The following is a 19,358-nucleotide window of genomic DNA, read 5'->3' on the forward strand; positions in this document are numbered from 1 at the left end:
CCGGCGTTTGAATGAATGGAGTCTCATAGTGCGTCTCAACCTTCCGGTCACCCCGGTAGAGCAACGTTTTCCCCCCGATCAGCGATTGATTTCTGCTACCGACACCAGCAGCCTGATCACCTACTGCAACCCCGAATTCGCCGCCATCAGCGGTTACAGCGAGGCAGAGCTGATCGGCAGCCCACACAACCTGGTACGCCACCCGGACATGCCGCCGGCGGTGTACCAGTTGATGTGGAATTACCTGAAGGCCGGCAAGAGCTGGATGGGCATCGTCAAGAACCGCTGCCGCAACGGTGATTACTATTGGGTCAACGCCTACGTCACGCCTATTCTCGAAGCCGGGCGGGTGGTGGGCTATGAATCGGTACGGGTGTGCCCGACGCGTGAGCAGGTGGCCCGTGCCGAGGCCCTGTATGCGCGCATGCGCAACGGTCAGGCTGTGTTGCCCTGGTCACGGCGCGCGACCATGCTGGCGCGTGACCTGGCCGTACCGCTCGTGGGCGGGGGGCTGGCTTTGGGGGCCAACAATCTGTGGCCCGGCCTGGTCGCGCAGGGGCTGACCCTGGGGCTGTTCCTGGCCTATGGCCTGTTGGCACGCAATGCCGTTGGGCGGCAGATGGAGCGCATAGTGCAGGGCGCAGACGGCACCTTCGCCGACCCGATCGCCGCCTTGACCTACAGCGACCTGCCCGGTGCTGGCGGACAACTGCAATTGATGCTGATCAGCGAGGAGGCGCGGCTGAAAACCGCGCTGACCCGGTTAAGTGACTTGGCGGCCCAGATGGCCGTGGCTGCACATGATGCCGGGGCGTTGTCGCGCAGCACCGAGGCGGCATTGCTGGAGCAGCGTGCGGAAACCGACCTGAGCGCCACTGCCATGAACCAGATGGCCGCTTCCATCGGTGAGGTTGCCAACCATGTGCAACTGACTGCTGCCGAAGCCCACACTGCGCACCTGCTGGCCGAGCAGGGCAGCCTGGTGGCCGACGCCAGCGGAGCTGCAATCCGCACCTTGGCCGGTACCGTGGCCCAGATCAACCAGGCGGTCAGCCACCTGGCTGGTCAGACCGGTGCAATCGCCGAAGCCACCGGGATGATCCGCGGCATCGCCGAGCAGACCAACCTGCTGGCGCTAAATGCCGCCATCGAGGCGGCCCGTGCCGGCGAGCAAGGCCGTGGCTTCGCCGTGGTCGCCGATGAAGTGCGGGCACTGGCCGACAAGACCCGGCAGTCGACACTGCACATCCAGGCTATCATCGATGCTCTGCGCAGTGGCGCAGAGGAGGCCGTGGCGATTGCCAGCCAGGGCATCGACGGTGCCGAGCAGGGCGTTGCCCAGGTGCAGGAAGCGCGGCAGGCGTTGCGTGGCATTCGTGATGCGGTGCAGCGCATCAGTGACATGAGCCAGCAGATGGCTACGGCTTCGCAGCAGCAGGCGGCCGTCGCCGAAGACGTCTCGAGGCAGATCAATGGTGTGGCCGGCATAGCCCAGCACAGCGCACACAGCGCCAACGCCGCAGCCTCTCGCGGCGCCGAACTGGAAGAGGTGTGCGCCGGATTGCGTGCTCTTGTGGAGCGCTTCAACCGTTAAGGCAGGATGCTTTATGGATGACAACTATCGTGCAGCCGTTGACGCGGCTGCGATCTTTTCCGAAACCGACCTGCGTGGAACCATCACTTACGTCAACCAGCAGTTCTGCAGCATCTCGGGCTACAGCCGCGAGGAGCTGCTGGGCGCCAACCACCGCATCCTCAACTCCGGCCTGCACGAGCCGGAGTTCTTCGTCGGCATGTGGCGGGCGCTGGTCGCCGGCCGGGTGTGGAAGGGCGAGATCTGCAACCGCGCCAGGGACGGCTCGCTGTACTGGGTCGACAGCACCATGGTGCCACTGGTCGACCCGCTCACCGGAGAGGTGCGCAAGTACGTGTCGATCCGTTTCGACGTCACCGAGAAGCGCCAGCTGCTGCATACCTTGCAATGGCGTGTGGGCCATGACGTGCTAACCGGCCTGCCCAACCGCGCTTACCTGTCCGACCTGCTGAACCAGGCCCTGGCCTACTCGCGCCGTGAAGACATTCCGCTGGCTGTGTGCATGCTCGACCTGGATGGCTTCAAGGCAGTCAACGACGGCTACGGGCATGCCATGGGCGACCTGCTGTTGGTCGAGGTGGCGCGGCGCCTGAAGCACATCCTGCGCGATGGCGACGCAGTGGCCCGGTTGTCGGGGGACGAATTCGTGCTGATCCTGCGCAACGTCGAAGACCGCCAGTTGCATGCTGCGCTGCGCCGGGTGCTGCGGGCACTGGCGGCGCCTTATGTGGTACGCGAGCAGCGCCTGTCGCTCAGCGCCAGTATCGGCGTGACCCTGTACCCGCAGGACGACGAAGACGCCGACACCTTGGTGCGCCATGCCGACCAGGCCATGTATGTGGCCAAGCAGCGTGGGCGCAACCGCTATCACCTGTTCGACGTGACACAGGAACAGGAACTCAAGGCTACCCACCAGACCGTGGCGCGGGTGCGCCGGGCCCTGCACAACGGCGAGCTGTGCCTGTATTACCAGCCCAAGGTCAACCTGCGCAGCGGCCAGGTGCTGGGCTTCGAGGGCTTGCTGCGCTGGCAGCGGCCAGGCCGCGGGCTGGTGCCGCCTGGTGATTTCCTGCCGGCGGTGGAGCAGACCGACCTGATCGTGGAAATCGGCGAATGGGTGCTCGACCAGGCGCTGAACCAGTTGCAGGCATGGCAACGTCAGGGGCAGCCCTGGTCACTGAGCGTGAACATCGCCGCGCGGCATTTGCAGCGTGGTGACTTTGTCGAGCGCCTGCAGCAGTTGCTGGCGGCGCACCCGGAGGTGGACCCGGCGCGGCTGGACCTGGAAATCGTCGAGTCGGTGGCCATCGATAACCTGCAGCATGTCAGCTGCTGTCTCGATGCCTGCCGCGCACTGGGTGTGCGCTTCTCCCTGGACGACTTTGGCACTGGCTATTCGTCGCTGAGCTACCTGAAGCGCTTGCCGACACAGACGATCAAGATCGATCAGTCATTTGTGCGCGACATCCTGCATGACCAGGACGACCTGGCGCTGACCGAAGCGGTGATCGGCCTGGCCCGGGCGTTTGGCCGCGAGGTGATTGCCGAAGGGCTGGAGAGCGTCGAGCACGGCCGCGTGCTGATGGGCCTGGGCTGCGAACTGGCACAGGGTTACTGCATCGCCCGGCCGATGCCGGCCAGTGCGGTGCAAGCCTGGGCGCAGGCCTACCGGCAGCCGGAACAATGGCGTGACCCTTGATGCCGCGTCAGCGGGCCATTGGCTTGACCTCGGCCAGCACCGGGTGCGCCACCAGCTTGTCGATGTGCAGGGCGTCGTCGTTCATCCAGCTTTCGCTGAGCAGCCGGTAGTGTTCCATGTCGTGGCAACGCAGGCGCAGGCTGTAGTCGAAGTGGCCGCTGATCAGCTGGCACTCGTGCACTTCCGGGCAGTTGCGCAGGGTGGCTTCGAAGGCCTTCTGCGCGGCCCGCCCGCTTTGGTTGGACAGGGCGACCAGCACCAGCAGCGACACCCCGGGCGCGACCTTCTGCAGGTCGATGATCGCCCCGTAGCCGCGGATCACGCCACGGCGCTCCAGCTTGCGTACACGCTCCAGGCAGGGGCGCGGGGTGAGGTGGACGAGGCTGGAGAGTTTTTCGAAAGTGATGCGGCCGTCATGGCGCAGGATGTCGATGATCGCTTCGTCGATGCGGTCGAGGGGGGGGCGTTGGCGTCCTTGGTGTCCATGCGCTTGGGCTTCTTTCAGAAGAGGGCATGGGACAGGTTAGGCGGTAAAGGGGGACGCTGCGCGGCCCCAGCATCTATCAGGCGCAGACAGAACCAGCCTTGGGCACCGCCCGCAACTCCACCACCTGCGGCTGCAACAGCCCATACAAATCCTTCGGATTTTCCAACACCGGCACCAGCCCGATGTCCGTGCCGATACCCAGTGCCTGCGCTGTATCCAGCACATAGCGCAATGCCGAGTAATCCTCCAGGGCAAACCCTACCGAGTCGAACAGCGTCACCTGTTCGGTGCGCTCACGCCCCTTGGCTTCCCCGGCGACCACACGCCAGAACTCGGTCACTGGCGAGTCTGCAGGCATCTGCTGGATCTCGCCTTCCACCCGGCTTTGCGGTTCGTACTCGACGATCACCCGGGCCCGCTCCACAATCGCCCGATGCAGCTCGGTCTTGCCCGGGCAGTCCCCCCCACGGCATTCAGGTGCATGCCCGGCTCGATCATCTCCGGGGTGAGGATGGTGGCGCAGGCCTTGTCGGCGGTTACCGTGGTGACGATATCGGCCCCGCGCACCGCTTTGGCCACGGAGCTGGCGATGCTCAGCTTGAGGCCGGGGCGGTTGGCCAGGTTGGCGACCAGCTTGGCCGAGGCAGCCGGGTCGATGTCATACAGGCGGATTTCATCGATGCCCAGCAGGGCATTGAAGGCGATGGCCTGGAACTCGCTCTGCGAGCCATTGCCGATCAATGCCATGCTGCGGCTGTCTTCGCGCGCCAGGTAGCGGGCGGCCAGGGCCGAGGTGGCGGCGGTGCGAATGGCGGTGGTCAGGGTCATTTCGCTGAGCAGCAACGGTGCACCGGTATCGACGCTGGCCAGGGCGCCAAAGGCCATCACCGTGAGCAGGCCATGGCGAGTATTCTTCGGATGGCCGTTGACGTACTTGAAGGCGTAGCGGCAGGCGTCCGAGATTGGCATCAGCTCGATCACGCCGTCCGCTGAATGGTTGGCCACCCGGGCGCATTTTTCGAAGGCGGGCCAGCGCAGGTAGTCCTGGCGGATGTACTCGGCCATTTCCAGCAGGCACGTGGGCAGGCCTTTGCGGTTGACCAGGCGGGCCAGGTCTTGCACATCGATATAACGGGTCATGAGGGGTCTCCCTGCGGTCGACGCTTCCAGAGTGGGCTCTGGTTTCATTGTGCGGCGGGTGGGGAGGCAAAGCTGGCTGTAATGGGCTGTGGCGGCAGCGGCTTTGGCTGATTTCGCTGCGCTGGCAGCCGAATCGGCTGTGGCTGGGCCGGCCCTATCGCCGGCAAGCCGGCTCCCACAGGGATATCACAGGCCTTGAGAGCGGCGCTGCAGGAGATAGCCCAGCCCTTTGGGCCGCACTGTCGCACAGATAACTGAATTCGCAAGCGATCCTCGTACCCTGTGGGAGCGGCTTTAGCCGCGAAGCATCCAACGCGGTGCATGGCACCGGCTGCGCCGGTGTTCGCGGCTAAAGCCGCTCCCACAGGGTCCCTGCTAATTCAATGAGTTATGTGCAGTTCTATGAGAGCTGGCTTGCCGGCGATGGGGCCAGTACAGGCCAGGGCAATCATCGCTCACGCAGCCGCTTGTACAGCGTGGTGCGGCTGATCCCGAGCCCGCGCGCCACCGCCGAGAGGTTGCCATTGGCTTGTTCCACCAGCTCGCGCAGGTCCGCCTCTTCGGTCGCAATCGGCACAGGCTCAGGCACAGGTACCTGCGCCTCGGCGAGAAAACCCGCAGGCAGGTGTTCCAGGCCAACCGGCTCATTACCCGCCAAGGCCAGCGCCACCTGCAGCACACTCACCAGTTCACGCATATTCCCCGGCCAGGGGTGCCGGTCTAGCAGCTCGATAATGGCCGCAGGCAGCCGCGCAGGCTGCCCGGGGTCACGGTAGCGCGCATGCACCTGCTCGATCAGCTGCCGGCGGTCATTGCGCTCGCGCAGCGGCGGCAAAACCACTGCCAGCCCGGCGATGCGGTAATACAGGTCCTGGCGAAAGCGCCCGGCGCGCACTTCTTCGGCCAGGTCGCGGTTGCTCGCCGACACCACGCGAATATCCACCGCCACCGGTTTGCCGCTGCCCAATGGCTGGATACTGCGCGTCTGCAGCACGCGCAGCAGGCGGGCCTGGGTGGGCAACGGCATGTCGCCAATTTCGTCGAGGAACAGGATGCCGTGGTGGGCCTTGCGAATTAGCCCCGGGTTGCCCTTCTGATGGGCGCCGGTGAACGCGCCCTTGTCGTAGCCGAACAGCTCCGACTCAACCAGCTCTGCGGGGATCGCCGCGCAGTTGACGGCTATGAGCGGCTGGCTGGCGCGGCTGCTGGCCCGGTGCAGGGTATCGACGAATACCTCCTTGCCTACGCCGGTTTCGCCCTGCACCAGCACGGGGATGTCCTTTTCCAGCAGCAGGCCGGCCTGCGCCAGGGCCTTCTCCAGGCGTGGTTCGGCGCTGATGGCGGCGGGGCGGCCGGGGGCCTCGCGCGGCGGCTGCCACTGGCAATGAAAGCGGTTGCGCCCGGTGGCTTGCAGGGCGAAGGGCTGTTGCCGGGGATGGCTGAGCAGTTGTTGCAGGGGCAACTGGAACAGTTGCTCGATGTTCTGCTGCAGCGGGTTGCCCCCGAGCAGGGTGTCGGCCCGGTGATTGGCGGCCAGCACCTGCCCCTGCTCATCGAACACCAGCAGGCCGGCCCAGGGGCTGTCGAGGTTGTCGGAGGCGCTGTTGAAGATCAATTGCGCATGCTGGTCGGCATGCTCGGCGAGGATCAGGCGGTTCTCCAGGCTCTGGCCCATCATGCGTACCAGGCCCAAGGTCTGGCTGGCGGGCAGGTAGCCGTCGCTGGCCACATCGAGCACCCCGACCAGCTGCCGTTCGGCGTCGAACAGCGGCGCGGCGGCGCTGGACATATAGCGGTTCTGGCGCAGGAAGTGCTCGTCCTGGCCCACGTGGATCGCCTCGGCGCAGACCAGCGCGGTGCCCAGCGCATTGGTGCCGACACCGCGCTCGTGCCAGTGGGCCCCGGCGCTGAAACCATGCAGCTGGCGCGGCTCGATGAACCGCCGCGAGCCCCAGCTGTCGAGCAGGCAGCCGCTGGCATCGGCCAGCATCACCAGGTAGCTGGCATTGCCCAGCAGGTGGGCATATTGCGGCAGCACCGCTTCGCGGGTCAGGCGCAGCAGGGCCTGGCGCCGCTCCAGCAGGGCGCTCAGCTCGGCGCGGGTCAGGCAGTCGAAGTCCGGGGCGTGCTGGGGTTGCAGGCCGTGGTCGCGGCAGCGGGCCCAGGAGGCCTGGATCAGTTGGGCATGGGGCGAAGCGGATGCGGCCATGGGCCTGTCCTGTGTGATTGTTGTCATGGGGCCGACCGCTGTTCAGTGTCGTGCACGGTTGTTCAATGTCAAACCGGCAAGTGTTCAGTTGTTCAGTGCTTGTGTTCAGTTGTGAACCTGCGATTGACCGGTGTTGCCGGCCAGGCCCCGGGCCAGACGGTTGCGGCGCATCTGGCACGAAACTGGCTGTGCCCGGCAGACAAAAACCACAAGAAGGCCACGCCATGTCCCTGGTGCTGGAACAGGTCAGCCGCAGCGTCGACAACCAGGCCTGGATCGTCGATGCCTCACTGCGTTTCGAACCCGGCTCGTTCAACGTGCTGCTGGGCCGCACCCTGGCCGGCAAGACCAGCCTGATGCGGCTGATGGCCGGGCTCGATCGCCCGGACCGGGGGCGGGTGCTGATGGATGGCCAGGACGTGACTGGCGTGCCGGTGCGCCAACGCAATGTGTCGATGGTGTATCAGCAGTTCATCAATTACCCGACCCTCAGCGTGTACGAGAACATTGCGTCACCGCTGCGCCAGGCACGCATGGACGAGCCCCAGATTCGCCGACGGGTGCAGGAAACCGCCGAGATGCTGCGCATCGAAGCCTACCTGCAGCGCCTGCCGCTGGAGCTGTCCGGTGGCCAGCAGCAACGCACGGCAATGGCCCGGGCGCTGGTCAAGGATGCCTCGCTGATCCTGTTCGACGAGCCGCTGGTCAACCTCGACTACAAGCTGCGCGAGGGCCTGCGTCAGGAGCTGCGCGAGCTGTTCGCGGCGCGCCACTGCATTGCCGTGTATGCCACCACCGAGCCCAACGAGGCGCTGGCTCTGGGCGGCACCACCACCCTGGTGCATGAGGGCCGTATCGTCCAGAGCGGGCCTACCGCCGAGGTCTACCAGCGCCCGGGCAGCGTGCTGGCTGCCGAGCTGTTTTCCGAGCCGCCGATCAACCTGGTGCCTGGCCGTATCAGCGGCAACGACGTGTGCCTGGCCCAGGCCGTGCACTTCGCCCGCAACGCCGACTTGCAGCCGCTTGCCGAGGGTGACTACCGCTTTGGCGTGCGGCCCAGCCACATCAGCCTGGTGCCGGCGCACGACGACGACCTGGAATTGTCGGTGCTGGTGGAACTGGCCGAGATCAGTGGTTCAGAGACCTTCCTGCATGTACGCAACGAACACTGGCGCATGATCCTGCACCTGCCAGGGGTACACGAATACCAGGTGGACACGCCGATCCGCGTGTTCATCCCCACCCACAAGCTGTTCGTGTTCGACAGTACCGGGGCGCTAGTGCAGGCCCCGGGGCTGCGCCAGGCAAGGAGAGGTTGATGGCCGAGATCCGCCTGCGCCAACTGGCGCACAGCTACAGCCGCCAGCCCGCCAGCGAGGCGGACTATGCCCTGCACGCGCTGGAGCATGTGTGGGAGCAGGGCGGTGCCTACGCCTTGCTCGGGCCGTCGGGCTGCGGCAAGTCGACCTTGCTCAACATCATCTCCGGGCTGCTGACTCCTTCCCACGGCGAGGTGCTGTTCGACGGCAAGCCGGTCAACCAGCTGTCACCGCAGGCGCGCAACATTGCCCAGGTGTTCCAGTTCCCGGTGGTTTACGACACCATGACGGTGTTCGACAACCTGGCGTTTCCCTTGCGCAACCAAGGGTTGGACGAAGCCCGGGTGCAGGCCCGGGTGGAAGAGATTGCCGAGGTGCTCGACCTGTCGGCCGTGCTGCGCAAGAAGGCGCGCAACCTCAGTGCCGACGAAAAGCAGAAGGTCTCCATGGGCCGTGGCCTGGTGCGCGATGACGTGTCGGCGATCCTGTTCGACGAGCCGCTGACGGTGATCGACCCGCACCTGAAGTGGAAGCTGCGGCGCAAGCTCAAGCAGATCCACGAGCAGTTCAACATCACCATGATCTACGTCACCCACGACCAGTTGGAGGCCTCGACGTTCGCCGACAAGATCGCGGTGATGCACGGCGGGCGCATCGTCCAGTTCGGCACCCCGCGCGAACTGTTCGAGCGGCCGCGGCATACCTTCGTCGGTTACTTCATCGGCAGCCCGGGGATGAACCTGATCGAGGTGCGCGCCGAAGCGGACGGGGTGGCGTTCGGCGATATTCACCTGGTGCTGCCCGGGCAAATGCGAGAGCACCTGCGAGAGCGCCTGGCGGTCACAGGCGGTGGTCGCCTGCAGCTGGGCATCCGCCCGGAATTCGTGCAGCTGTGGGAGAGCCCGTTCGATGATGCCTACCCGGCACGGGTGCTGGACGTCGAGGACCTGGGCACCTACCGCATCGTCACCCTCGAGCTGGGAGGTGTCGCGCTCAAGGCGCGCCTGGGCGAGGACCGTCCGCTGCCGGTGGCCCAGGCCTGGGTCAGCCTGCCGGCGCAGTGGCTGATGCTGTACCTCGACGATGTGCTGCTGGAGGCCGGGCCATGAACAAGGTGCCGAACAACAAGGCCTGGTGGCTGGTGCTGCCGGTGTTCCTGCTGGTGGCATTCAGTGCGGTGGTGCCGATGATGACGGTGGTCAACTACTCGGTGCAGGACATCTTCGACCAGTCCAACCGCTACTTCGTCGGCGCCGACTGGTACCGTCAGGTGCTGCGCGACCCGGCGCTGCACGATGCGCTGCTGCGTCAGTTCATCTATTCCGCCTGCGTGCTACTGATCGAGATCCCGCTGGGCATCGCCATTGCCCTGACCATGCCGACCAAGGGGCGCATGGCCTCGGTGTGCCTGATCGTCATGGCCATCCCGTTGCTGATCCCTTGGAACGTGGTCGGCACCATCTGGCAGATTTTCGGCCGGGCCGACATCGGCCTGCTCGGCGCCACCCTGGCCAAGCTCGGGGTCAGCTACAACTACGCTGGCGACCCGTTCGACGCTTGGCTGACCGTGCTGGTGATGGACGTGTGGCACTGGACATCGCTGGTGGCGTTGCTCTGTTACTCGGGGCTGCGCGCCATCCCCGACGTGTACTACCAGGCCGCTCGCATCGACCGTGCCTCGGGCTGGGCGGTGTTTCGCCATATCCAGTTGCCCAAGCTGAAGAACGTGCTGCTGATCGCGGTGATGCTGCGCTTCATGGACAGCTTCATGATCTACACCGAGCCCTTCGTGCTGACCGGTGGCGGGCCCGGCAATGCCACCACCTTCCTCAGCCAGACCCTCACGCGCATGGCCGTGGGGCAGTTCGACCTGGGCCCGGCGGCGGCGTTCTCGCTGGTGTACTTCCTGATCATCCTGCTGGTTTCCTGGCTGTTCTACACAGCCATGACCCATGCCGACAAGGACTAGGCCATGAGCACGCGCAAATCGCTGGCCCTGCTGCTGTACTTCTTCTTCCTGCTGGTGCCGATCTACTGGCTGCTGAACATGTCGTTCAAGAGCAACACCGAGATACTCGGCGGCCTGACCCTGTGGCCACAGGCGTTCACCCTCGACAACTACCGGGTGATCTTCACCGATGCCAGCTGGTACAGCGGCTACATCAATTCGCTGTACTACGTGTGCCTGAACACGCTGATTTCGCTGCTGGTGGCGCTGCCAGCGGCATATGCCTTCTCGCGTTACCGCTTCCTCGGTGACCGGCACCTGTTCTTTTGGCTGCTGACCAACCGCATGGCGCCACCGGCGGTGTTCCTGCTGCCGTTCTTCCAGCTGTATTCGTCGATCGGCCTGTTCGATACCCATATCGCCGTGGCCCTGGCCCACTGCCTGTTCAACGTGCCGCTGGCAGTGTGGATCCTCGAGGGGTTCATGTCTGGTGTGCCGAAGGAGATCGACGAAACGGCCTATATCGACGGCTACAGCTTCCCACGCTTCTTCGTGAAGATCTTCATTCCGCTGATTGGCTCCGGCATCGGCGTGACGGCGTTTTTCTGTTTCATGTTCTCCTGGGTGGAGCTGCTGCTGGCGCGCACCCTCACCTCGGTGAATGCCAAGCCGATCGCCGCGGTGATGACCCGTACCGTGTCTGCCTCGGGCATAGATTGGGGGGTACTGGCGGCGGCGGGGGTACTGACCATCTTGCCGGGCATGCTGGTGATCTGGTTCGTGCGCAACCATGTGGCCAAGGGCTTCGCCCTGGGCCGGGTGTGAGGAGGGCAAGGCATGGAGTGGATGGCCTGGACCTTGCCGACGGCGCTGTTCTTCGCCGCCGTCGGCGTGCTGCTGCTGGGCATGACCCTGCTCGAACTGCGCCGCCCCTGCGTGGAGCGACGCGGCTTCCTGCCGCTGGTCACCAGCCGTGGCGACCGTTTGTTCATCGGCCTGCTGGCCAGCGCCTACCTGCATTTGCTGGTGGTTGGCGTCAGCGAGTGGCCATTGTGGGTGGCCTCGCTGCTTTCGCTGGCGTGGCTGGTGGTGGTGCTGCGCTGGGGCTGAGCGAGCGGCCCTGTGGGATAACTGAAACGGGAGATCACAATGTTCGACAACAAGTACAACAGGCGACATTTGACCCTGGCCGCGTTGCTGGTACTGGCCAGCGTGCAGGGCACAGCCTGGGCCGACCAGTACGAGGATGCGGCAAGAAAGTGGCTCGGCAGTGAGTTCAAGCCTTCGACCCTTACCCCTGAACAGCAGTTGGCCGAGTTGAAGTGGTTCATCAAGGCTGCCGAACCGTTCCGTGGCATGAAGATCAACGTGGTGTCGGAAACCATCACCACCCATGAATACGAGTCCAAGGTGCTGGCCAAGGCCTTCAGCGAGATCACCGGTATACAGCTGACCCACGACCTGCTGCAGGAAGGCGACGTGGTGGAAAAGCTGCAGACACAGATGCAGTCGGACAAGAACATCTATGACGGCTGGGTCAACGACTCCGACCTGATCGGTACGCACTTTCGCTACGGCAAGGTGGAATCGATCACCGACCTGATGGCCAACGAAGGCAAGGACTACACCTCGCCGACCCTGGACCTGAAGGACTTCATCGGCATTTCCTTCACCACCGCGCCGGATGGCAAGGTCTACCAACTGCCGGACCAGCAGTTCGCCAACCTCTACTGGTTCCGTGCCGACTGGTTCGAGCGGCCCGAACTGAAGGCCAGGTTCAAGGAAAAATACGGCTACGAACTTGGTGTGCCGGTGAACTGGTCAGCCTACGAGGACATTGCCAGGTTCTTTACCGAAGACGTCAAGGAAATCGACGGTAAACGCGTCTATGGCCACATGGACTACGGCAAGAAAGACCCGTCACTGGGCTGGCGCTTCACCGATGCCTGGTTCTCCATGGCGGGTGGCGGCGACAAAGGTTTGCCTAATGGTCTGCCGGTGGACGAATGGGGCATTCGCGTGGAGGACTGCCACCCGGTGGGGTCCAGCGTGACCCGTGGCGGCGACACCAACGGCCCGGCTGCCGTGTATGCCACGCAGAAATACGTGGACTGGATGCGTGCCTATGCGCCCAAGGAAGCCCAGGGCATGACCTTCTCCGAAGCCGGCCCGGTGCCGGCCCAGGGCAACATCGCCCAGCAGATCTTCTGGTACACCGCGTTTACCGCCGACATGACCAAGCCCGGTCTGCCGGTGGTGAATGCCGACGGCACGCCGAAGTGGCGCATGGCGCCTTCACCGAAGGGGCCGTACTGGGAGGAGGGGATGAAGCTGGGCTACCAGGACACCGGTTCGTGGACCTTCTTCAAGTCCACCCCCGAGAAGCAACGCCTGGCTGCGTGGCTGTATGCCCAGTTCGTCACCTCCAAGACCGTGTCGCTGAAAAAGACCATCGTCGGCCTCACGCCGATTCGCGAATCGGACATCAACTCCCAGGCCATGACCGAGCTGGCGCCCAAGCTGGGCGGGCTGGTGGAGTTCTACCGCAGCCCGGCACGGGTACAGTGGACACCGACCGGCACCAACGTGCCGGACTACCCGCGGTTGGCGCAGCTGTGGTGGAGCCACATCGCCGAAGTGGCCAGTGGCGAGAAGACCCCGCAGGAAGCGCTGGACGGCCTGGCCCGCGATCAGGACCGGATGATGGAGCGCTTGCAGCGGTCCAACGCCCAGGCCACCTGTGCACCGAAGCTGAACCCGGAGAAGGATGCCCAATACTGGTTCGACCAGCCTGGGGCGCCGAAACCGAAACTGGCCAACGAAAAGCCCAAGGGCGAGACAGTCAGCTACAACGAACTGCTGAAGTCGTGGGAGGCGGCCAGGAAGTGATCGGCTGAGTAACGCGCCGGCTTCTTCGCGGGTAAACCCGCTCCCACAGAGATATCGCCATCTTCTGGGACGGCGCGCAACCTGTGGGAGCGGGTTCACCCGCGAAGAGGCCGGTGAAGCCAATGCATTGATCACGGGCAAAAAAAACGGCACCTGCCAGAGGTGCCGTTTTCATATCACGCGGTATTACTTGTGCAGCTCTTCCGCCGCATACAGCGTGTTCTCCAGCAGGCATGCGCGGGTCATCGGCCCGACGCCGCCCGGCACCGGCGTGATCCAGCCGGCGCGCGGCAGGGCGGTCTCGTAGACCACGTCGCCGACCAGCTTGCCGTCTTCCTGGCGGTTGATGCCCACGTCGATAACGATGGCACCTTCCTTGATCCATTCACCCTTGACCAGGCCAGGCTTGCCGGCGGCCACTACCACCAGGTCGGCGCGGCCGACATGGCCGGCGAGGTCCTTGGTGAAGCGGTGGCAGACGGTCACGGTGCAGCCGGCCAGCAGCAGCTCCATGGCCATCGGGCGACCAACGATGTTGGACGCGCCGACGATGACCGCGTTCATGCCGTACAGGTCCTGGCCGGTGCTTTCCAGCAGGGTCATGATGCCCTTCGGTGTGCACGGGCGCAGCAGCGGGATGCGCTGGGCCAGACGACCGATGTTGTACGGGTGGAAGCCATCCACGTCCTTGTCCGGGCGGATGCGCTCGAGCAGCAGCGAGGCGTCCAGGTGCGCCGGCAGCGGCAACTGCAGCAGGATACCGTCGACGGCCGGATCGTCATTGAGGCGGTCGATCAGCTCGGTCAGGGCCTGCTGCGTGGTTTCGCTGGGCAGGTCGAACGCCTGCGAAATGAAGCCGACCTCTTCGCAGTCCTTGCGCTTGTGCGAGACATAGACTTGGGAGGCGGGGTCGGTGCCGACCAGGATCACCGCCAGGCCCGGCGTACGCAGGCCTTGCTGGCGACGCTCCACGACACGTTGAGCGATCTGCTGGCGCAGGCTGGCGGCGATCGCCTTGCCATCGATTAGGTGTGCAGTCATAGACGCGTGATTAACCATCGAGAAGGAAACAATTAAAGAGGGCGCATTCTCGCACGACATGGGCCAAGGGCAAAGGCGGGTGGTCGGGCAAATCCCCTAAGCCCTTAAATAATTTAAATTTTTTTGAGAAAGGTGTTGACGACTTTCAGGCTCGCCTATAAGATTCGCCGCACTTGTCGGGCACAGCCTAGCACTGGTTGGCGAAGTCGGGCAGAATGAGTGGTTTAGCAGTTAGCTGTTAAAGGTCTCGTTCGGTTAGGCTTCAAGCTTAAGCGCCCGTAGCTCAGCTGGATAGAGCATCCGCCTTCTAAGCGGATGGTCGCAGGTTCGAGTCCTGCCGGGTGCGCCATTTAGGCAGCTTTGGCAAGCAAGTAGGCTGTAATGCAATATGGTGGGCGTAGCTCAGTTGGTAGAGCGCTGGATTGTGATTCCAGTTGTCGTGGGTTCGATTCCCATCGTCCACCCCATATTCTTCAAAGGCGCCTCGATAGCATCTGGCGCCTTTGTTTTAAGCGTTACGCGGACGTGGTGAAATTGGTAGACACACTGGATTTAGGTTCCAGCGGCGCAAGCTGTAAGAGTTCGAGTCTCTTCGTCCGCACCATGCATCTGTAAGGTTGTACCGCAACATCGCAAGACCGCAATATGGTGGGCGTAGCTCAGTTGGTAGAGCGCTGGATTGTGATTCCAGTTGTCGTGGGTTCGATTCCCATCGTCCACCCCATATTTCTTCGAAGGCGCCTTGATCGTGAGATCGGGCGCCTTTTTGTTTTTGCTCTGTGTGTATGGTTTGAAGGTTCTAGCGCCTGTGAGATCGAGCGGCGCTGACAATTTCATGGCGAATCACCTCTCGGTCAAATCGCATCCCGGCCCTTGCAATCCTCTGGTGACACCCCAATAAAAGCTGTTAGATTTCAGCCGGTTGAAACGCCGGCCCATTTGGCCGGCAGAGGAACAGCCCGATGATCGCAAAAGAAGCCCGTCAGGCACTGGCGCTACAGCGCTTTGCCGAGGCCAACCCGCAGCTGCTAGAAGAGATGCGTGAGCTGGATGCGCGCGAGCAGGCCCAGCAGATCGAGTGGGCGTTCGAGGATGCGGCCGAGGAGCAGGGTATCCAGCCTTGGGAGTTGGCCCTGCAACTGATCGCCGAAACCCCCGAGCAACTGCAGGCCATGCGCCTGGAGACGCACCGTGAGGTGGCCGAGGCGCTGGGGATGGAGTGGGAGGAGTACTGCAAGTTCAACGAAATCGAACCTGAATAAAGGAAGCGAATTCGTTGGTGGCAGTTGTTTGACAAGGTATTTCGGCTGCAGGTCGCCTGGTGGCGTCGTGCGGCCCCATTGAAGCAGGCCCGGCGCTATGTCGTGCGGGCCGTGAAAGTTAATCGACCGGCGTGGTTTCCCGTCGTCCCGAGTGGGGTGACTTCTGCTGCGCGACTCACTAGAATGCTTGCCCTTGATTCTGGAGTCGGGCTAACGCCGGCTAACGTCTGTGCAACGAGGAATATCCATGCAAGTTTCTGTTGAAAACACTTCCGCTCTCGAGCGTCGCATGACCATCGCCGTTCCGGCCGAGCGCGTCGAGAACGAAGTCAACAAGCGTCTGCAACAGACTGCCAAGCGCGCCAAGGTTGCCGGCTTCCGCCCAGGCAAAGTGCCGATGAGCGTGATTCGTCAGCGTTTCGAAGCCGATGCCCGTCAAGAGGCGTTCGGTGACCTCGTCCAGGCTTCCTTCTACGAAGCCATCGTCGAGCAGAAGCTGAACCCGGCTGGCGCCCCTGCGGTAGAGCCGAAGTCCTTCGAAAAGGGCAAGGACCTGGAGTTCGTCGCCATCTTCGAAGTGTTCCCGGAGTTCACCGTTGGCGGCCTCGAGTCGATCAACGTCGAGCGCCTGAGCGCCGAAGTGGCTGATGCCGACCTGGACAACATGCTGGAAGTGCTGCGCAAGCAGAACACCCGCTTCGAGGCCGTCGAGCGCGCCGCGCAGAACGACGACCAGGTCAACATCGACTTCGTCGGCAAGGTCGACGGTGAAGTGTTCGCCGGTGGTTCGGCCAAGGGCACCCAGCTGGTACTGGGCTCCGGCCGCATGATCCCAGGCTTCGAAGACGGCCTGGTTGGCGCCAAGGCTGGCGAAGAGCGCGTTGTGAACGTGACCTTCCCAGAGGACTACCAGAACCTGGACCTGGCTGGCAAAGCCGCCGAGTTCACCATCACCGTCAACAGCGTTGCCGCTCCTGTGCTGCCAGAGCTGAACGAAGAGTTCTTCGCCCAGTTCGGCATCAAGGAATCGACCCTGGAAGGCTTCCGCACCGAAGTTCGCAAGAACATGGAGCGTGAACTGCGCCAGGCCATCAAGGCCAAGGTGAAGAACCAGGTCATGGACGGTCTGCTGGCTGCCAACCCGATCGAAGTGCCGAAAGCCCTGCTGGAAAACGAAGTCAACCGTCTGCGCGTGCAGGCTGTTCAGCAGTTCGGTGGCAACATCAAGCCTGAGCAACTGCCGGCCGAGCTGTTCGAAGAACAAGCCAAGCGCCGTGTGGTCCTGGGCCTGATCGTGGCCGAAGTGGTCAAGCAGTTCGAGCTGAAGCCGGACGAAGGCAAGGTTCGCGAAATGATCGAAGAAATGGCTTCGGCTTACCAAGAGCCTGAGCAGGTCATCGCCTGGTACTACAAGAACGACCAGCAACTGAACGAAGTCCGTTCGGTTGTGCTGGAAGAACAAGTTGTAGATACTGTTCTGCAGAAAGCGACTGTGACCGACAAGTCGGTCTCGTACGAAGATGCCGTTAAACCAGCACAGGCTCCAGCCGCCGCTGAGTAACAGGCTTCTCTCGTAGGAAACCCCCACAAGCCAGCCTTCGAGCTGGCTTGTGCGTATTCAAGCCATGACTATTTGGGAGTGAGCGCAGGACATGTCCCGCAATTCTTATATTCAGCAGAGCTCTGACATCCAGGCCGCAGGCGGTCTGGTCCCGATGGTTATCGAGCAGTCCGCCCGTGGCGAACGCGCTTACGACATCTACTCGCGCCTGTTGAAGGAGCGTGTGATCTTCCTGGTTGGCCCGGTAGAGGACTACATGGCCAACCTCGTCGTTGCGCAACTGCTGTTCCTTGAAGCGGAAAACCCGGACAAGGATATCCATCTGTACATCAACTCGCCGGGCGGTTCCGTCACCGCCGGCATGTCGATCTACGACACCATGCAGTTCATCAAGCCGGACGTCTCGACCATCTGCATCGGCCAGGCCTGCAGCATGGGCGCCTTCCTGCTGGCTGCTGGTGCCAAGGGCAAGCGTCACTGCCTGCCTAACTCGCGCGTGATGATCCACCAGCCGCTGGGCGGCTTCCAGGGTCAGGCCACCGATATCGAGATCCACGCCCAGGAAATCCTCAATATCAAGGCCCGCCTGAACGAGCTGCTGGCCTACCACACCGGCCAGGATCTCGAGACCATCAAGCGCGACACTGAACGTGACAACTTCATGAGCGCCTCGCGCGCGGCCGAGTACGGCCTGATCGACTCGGTCTACGACAAGCGGCAACTGGCCTCCTGAACCGGGGTGCCAGAGCAGGTAGGCGCGGAAAGCGCCTACCTGCGGACTTGAAAAAGCCCGCAATTGCCTTCATCTTGTGTTGCAAGCCTACCGGATTGGATCGATCGAATGACTGACACCCGTAACGGCGAGGACAGCGGCAAATTGCTTTATTGCTCCTTCTGCGGCAAAAGCCAGCACGAAGTGCGCAAACTGATTGCCGGGCCCTCGGTATTTATCTGCGACGAGTGCGTCGACCTGTGCAACGACATCATCCGTGAGGAGGTGCAGGAAGCCCAGGCCGAGAGCAGCGCGCACAAATTGCCTTCGCCGAAAGAAATCAGCGGTATCCTGGACCAGTACGTCATTGGTCAGGAACGCGCGAAGAAGGTGCTTGCCGTAGCGGTGTACAACCACTACAAGCGCCTGAACCAGCGTGACAAGAAGGGTGACGAAGTCGAACTCGGCAAGAGCAACATCCTGCTCATCGGGCCAACCGGCTCGGGCAAGACCCTGCTCGCCGAAACCCTTGCACGCCTGTTGAACGTACCGTTCACCATTGCTGACGCCACCACCCTGACCGAAGCAGGTTACGTGGGTGAGGACGTCGAGAACATCATCCAGAAGCTGTTGCAGAAGTGCGACTACGACGTGGAAAAGGCCCAGATGGGCATCGTCTACATCGACGAGATCGACAAGATTTCGCGCAAGTCGGACAACCCGTCCATCACCCGTGACGTATCGGGCGAGGGCGTGCAGCAGGCACTGCTGAAGCTGATCGAAGGCACCGTGGCCTCGGTTCCGCCGCAAGGCGGCCGCAAACACCCGCAACAGGAATTCCTGCAGGTCGATACCCGCAACATCCTGTTCATCTGCGGTGGTGCCTTCTCGGGCCTGGAAAAGGTCATCCAGAACCGTTCCACCAAGGGTGGCATCGGTTTTGGCGCCGAAGTACGCAGCAAGGAAGAGGGCAAGAAGGTTGGCGAGTCCCTGCGTGAGGTCGAGCCGGACGATCTGGTCAAGTTTGGCCTGATCCCGGAATTCGTCGGCCGCCTGCCGGTGCTGGCAACCCTCGACGAGCTGGACGAGGCCGCGCTGATGCAGATCCTCACCGAGCCGAAGAACGCCCTGACCAAGCAGTATGCCAAGCTGTTCGAGATGGAAAACGTCGACCTCGAGTTCCGCAGCGATGCGCTCAAGGCCGTTGCGCGCAAGGCCCTGGAGCGCAAGACCGGCGCCCGTGGCCTGCGTTCGATCCTCGAAGGCGTTTTGCTCGACACCATGTACGAGATTCCTTCGAAGAAGGATGTCAGCAAGGTGGTGATCGACGAGAGCGTCATCGATGGCACTTCGCAGCCGCTGATGATCTACGAAAACAGCGAGCCGCAAGCCAAGGCCGCGCCGGACGCCTGATCCAGGTAATGGCCGGTTGATGGTTGCAAGCAAGAAGGGGCCTACGGGCCCCTTTCTGCTTTTCCTGCGCTAGCGCTTGTAATT

At 63.1% G+C, this 19,358-nt stretch carries 15 protein-coding genes, 4 tRNA genes and 1 pseudogene; 16 read left to right on the plus strand and 4 right to left on the minus strand.

Going from position 1 to position 19,358, the window contains the following annotated elements; all coding sequences use genetic code 11:
- The first annotated feature begins 28 nt into the window (after window positions 1–28).
- Window positions 29–1,594, plus strand: a complete 1,566-nt coding sequence (locus KDB76_RS10040; protein WP_013971867.1) for a PAS domain-containing methyl-accepting chemotaxis protein — start codon at window positions 29–31, stop codon at window positions 1,592–1,594.
- Between the two features lie 13 nt (window positions 1,595–1,607).
- Complete coding sequence (locus KDB76_RS10045; protein ID WP_038409205.1) at window positions 1,608–3,293, plus strand: GGDEF and EAL domain-containing protein; 1,686 nt, start codon at window positions 1,608–1,610, stop codon at window positions 3,291–3,293.
- 7 nt (window positions 3,294–3,300) lie between these two features.
- Here KDB76_RS10045 and KDB76_RS10050 read toward each other — a convergent pair whose 3' ends face one another.
- From KDB76_RS10050 to KDB76_RS10060, 3 genes and pseudogenes are all read right to left on the minus strand, one after another.
- Window positions 3,301–3,798, minus strand: coding sequence for an Lrp/AsnC family transcriptional regulator (locus tag KDB76_RS10050; protein ID WP_038409207.1), 498 nt, complete (start codon window positions 3,796–3,798; stop codon window positions 3,301–3,303).
- Between the two features lie 58 nt (window positions 3,799–3,856).
- A pseudogene (locus KDB76_RS10055) lies at window positions 3,857–4,920 on the minus strand (ornithine cyclodeaminase).
- 448 nt (window positions 4,921–5,368) lie between these two features.
- The gene (locus tag KDB76_RS10060) at window positions 5,369–7,129 is read right to left on the minus strand and encodes a sigma-54-dependent Fis family transcriptional regulator (RefSeq protein WP_013971872.1); all 1,761 of its coding nucleotides are present in this window, start codon (window positions 7,127–7,129) and stop codon (window positions 5,369–5,371) included.
- A 224-nt stretch (window positions 7,130–7,353) separates the two neighbouring features.
- Between KDB76_RS10060 and KDB76_RS10065 the strand changes: the two genes are divergently transcribed.
- From KDB76_RS10065 to KDB76_RS10090, 6 genes are read left to right on the plus strand one after another with little or no spacing between them, the layout of a single operon-like run.
- The gene (locus KDB76_RS10065) at window positions 7,354–8,448 is read left to right on the plus strand and encodes an ABC transporter ATP-binding protein (RefSeq protein ID WP_024086619.1); all 1,095 of its coding nucleotides are present in this window, start codon (window positions 7,354–7,356) and stop codon (window positions 8,446–8,448) included.
- On the plus strand, window positions 8,448–9,557 hold the full coding sequence (locus tag KDB76_RS10070) for an ABC transporter ATP-binding protein (RefSeq protein WP_013971874.1): 1,110 nt from the start codon (window positions 8,448–8,450) through the stop codon (window positions 9,555–9,557). Before KDB76_RS10065 ends, KDB76_RS10070 begins: the two co-directional genes overlap by 1 nt.
- A complete protein-coding gene (locus KDB76_RS10075; RefSeq protein WP_013971875.1) occupies window positions 9,554–10,417 on the plus strand; it encodes a sugar ABC transporter permease in 864 nt (287 codons plus the stop codon). The genes KDB76_RS10070 and KDB76_RS10075 overlap by 4 nt, the downstream gene beginning before the upstream one ends.
- A 3-nt stretch (window positions 10,418–10,420) precedes the next feature.
- Window positions 10,421–11,221 carry a carbohydrate ABC transporter permease gene (locus tag KDB76_RS10080; protein ID WP_013971876.1) on the plus strand — a complete coding sequence of 267 codons (801 nt, stop codon included), beginning with the start codon at window positions 10,421–10,423 and terminating at the stop codon, window positions 11,219–11,221.
- A 12-nt stretch (window positions 11,222–11,233) separates the two neighbouring features.
- Entirely contained in the window at window positions 11,234–11,506 is a 273-nt protein-coding gene (locus KDB76_RS10085) for a DUF2160 domain-containing protein (RefSeq protein ID WP_013971877.1), read from the plus strand.
- A 39-nt stretch (window positions 11,507–11,545) separates the two neighbouring features.
- Window positions 11,546–13,285: an ABC transporter substrate-binding protein gene (locus KDB76_RS10090; RefSeq protein WP_013971878.1), complete on the plus strand. Its 1,740-nt coding sequence runs from the start codon at window positions 11,546–11,548 to the stop codon at window positions 13,283–13,285.
- 186 nt (window positions 13,286–13,471) lie between these two features.
- On the opposite strand, the gene folD is transcribed toward KDB76_RS10090, so the two are convergent.
- Window positions 13,472–14,326 (minus strand): bifunctional methylenetetrahydrofolate dehydrogenase/methenyltetrahydrofolate cyclohydrolase FolD, encoded by an 855-nt coding sequence (gene folD, locus KDB76_RS10095; protein WP_013971879.1) that lies wholly within the window; start codon window positions 14,324–14,326, stop codon window positions 13,472–13,474.
- Window positions 14,327–14,598: 272 nt separating this feature from the next.
- On the opposite strand from folD, the gene KDB76_RS10100 reads away from it, so the two are divergent.
- The 8 genes from KDB76_RS10100 to clpX all read left to right on the plus strand — a co-directional run bounded on the left by KDB76_RS10100 (window position 14,599) and on the right by clpX (window position 19,274).
- A tRNA-Arg gene (locus KDB76_RS10100) sits at window positions 14,599–14,675 on the plus strand.
- A gap of 42 nt (window positions 14,676–14,717) precedes the next feature.
- A tRNA-His gene (locus KDB76_RS10105) sits at window positions 14,718–14,793 on the plus strand.
- A 52-nt stretch (window positions 14,794–14,845) separates the two neighbouring features.
- Window positions 14,846–14,930 (plus strand) — tRNA-Leu (locus tag KDB76_RS10110).
- A 44-nt stretch (window positions 14,931–14,974) separates the two neighbouring features.
- A tRNA-His gene (locus tag KDB76_RS10115) sits at window positions 14,975–15,050 on the plus strand.
- A 238-nt stretch (window positions 15,051–15,288) separates the two neighbouring features.
- Window positions 15,289–15,588: a DUF6388 family protein gene (locus KDB76_RS10120; protein ID WP_038409210.1), complete on the plus strand. Its 300-nt coding sequence runs from the start codon at window positions 15,289–15,291 to the stop codon at window positions 15,586–15,588.
- Window positions 15,589–15,835: 247 nt separating this feature from the next.
- Complete coding sequence (gene tig / locus KDB76_RS10125) at window positions 15,836–17,149, plus strand: trigger factor (protein ID WP_024086620.1); 1,314 nt, start codon at window positions 15,836–15,838, stop codon at window positions 17,147–17,149.
- Between the two features lie 91 nt (window positions 17,150–17,240).
- Window positions 17,241–17,882, plus strand: coding sequence for an ATP-dependent Clp endopeptidase proteolytic subunit ClpP (gene clpP / locus KDB76_RS10130; RefSeq protein WP_003259400.1), 642 nt, complete (start codon window positions 17,241–17,243; stop codon window positions 17,880–17,882).
- A 108-nt stretch (window positions 17,883–17,990) separates the two neighbouring features.
- Window positions 17,991–19,274 carry an ATP-dependent Clp protease ATP-binding subunit ClpX gene (clpX, locus tag KDB76_RS10135; RefSeq protein WP_013971882.1) on the plus strand — a complete coding sequence of 428 codons (1,284 nt, stop codon included), beginning with the start codon at window positions 17,991–17,993 and terminating at the stop codon, window positions 19,272–19,274.
- Window positions 19,275–19,358 lie beyond the last annotated feature (84 nt).

The organism is Pseudomonas sp. JS425 (genome assembly GCF_018223845.1).
Classification (GTDB): domain Bacteria; phylum Pseudomonadota; class Gammaproteobacteria; order Pseudomonadales; family Pseudomonadaceae; genus Aquipseudomonas; species Aquipseudomonas asiatica.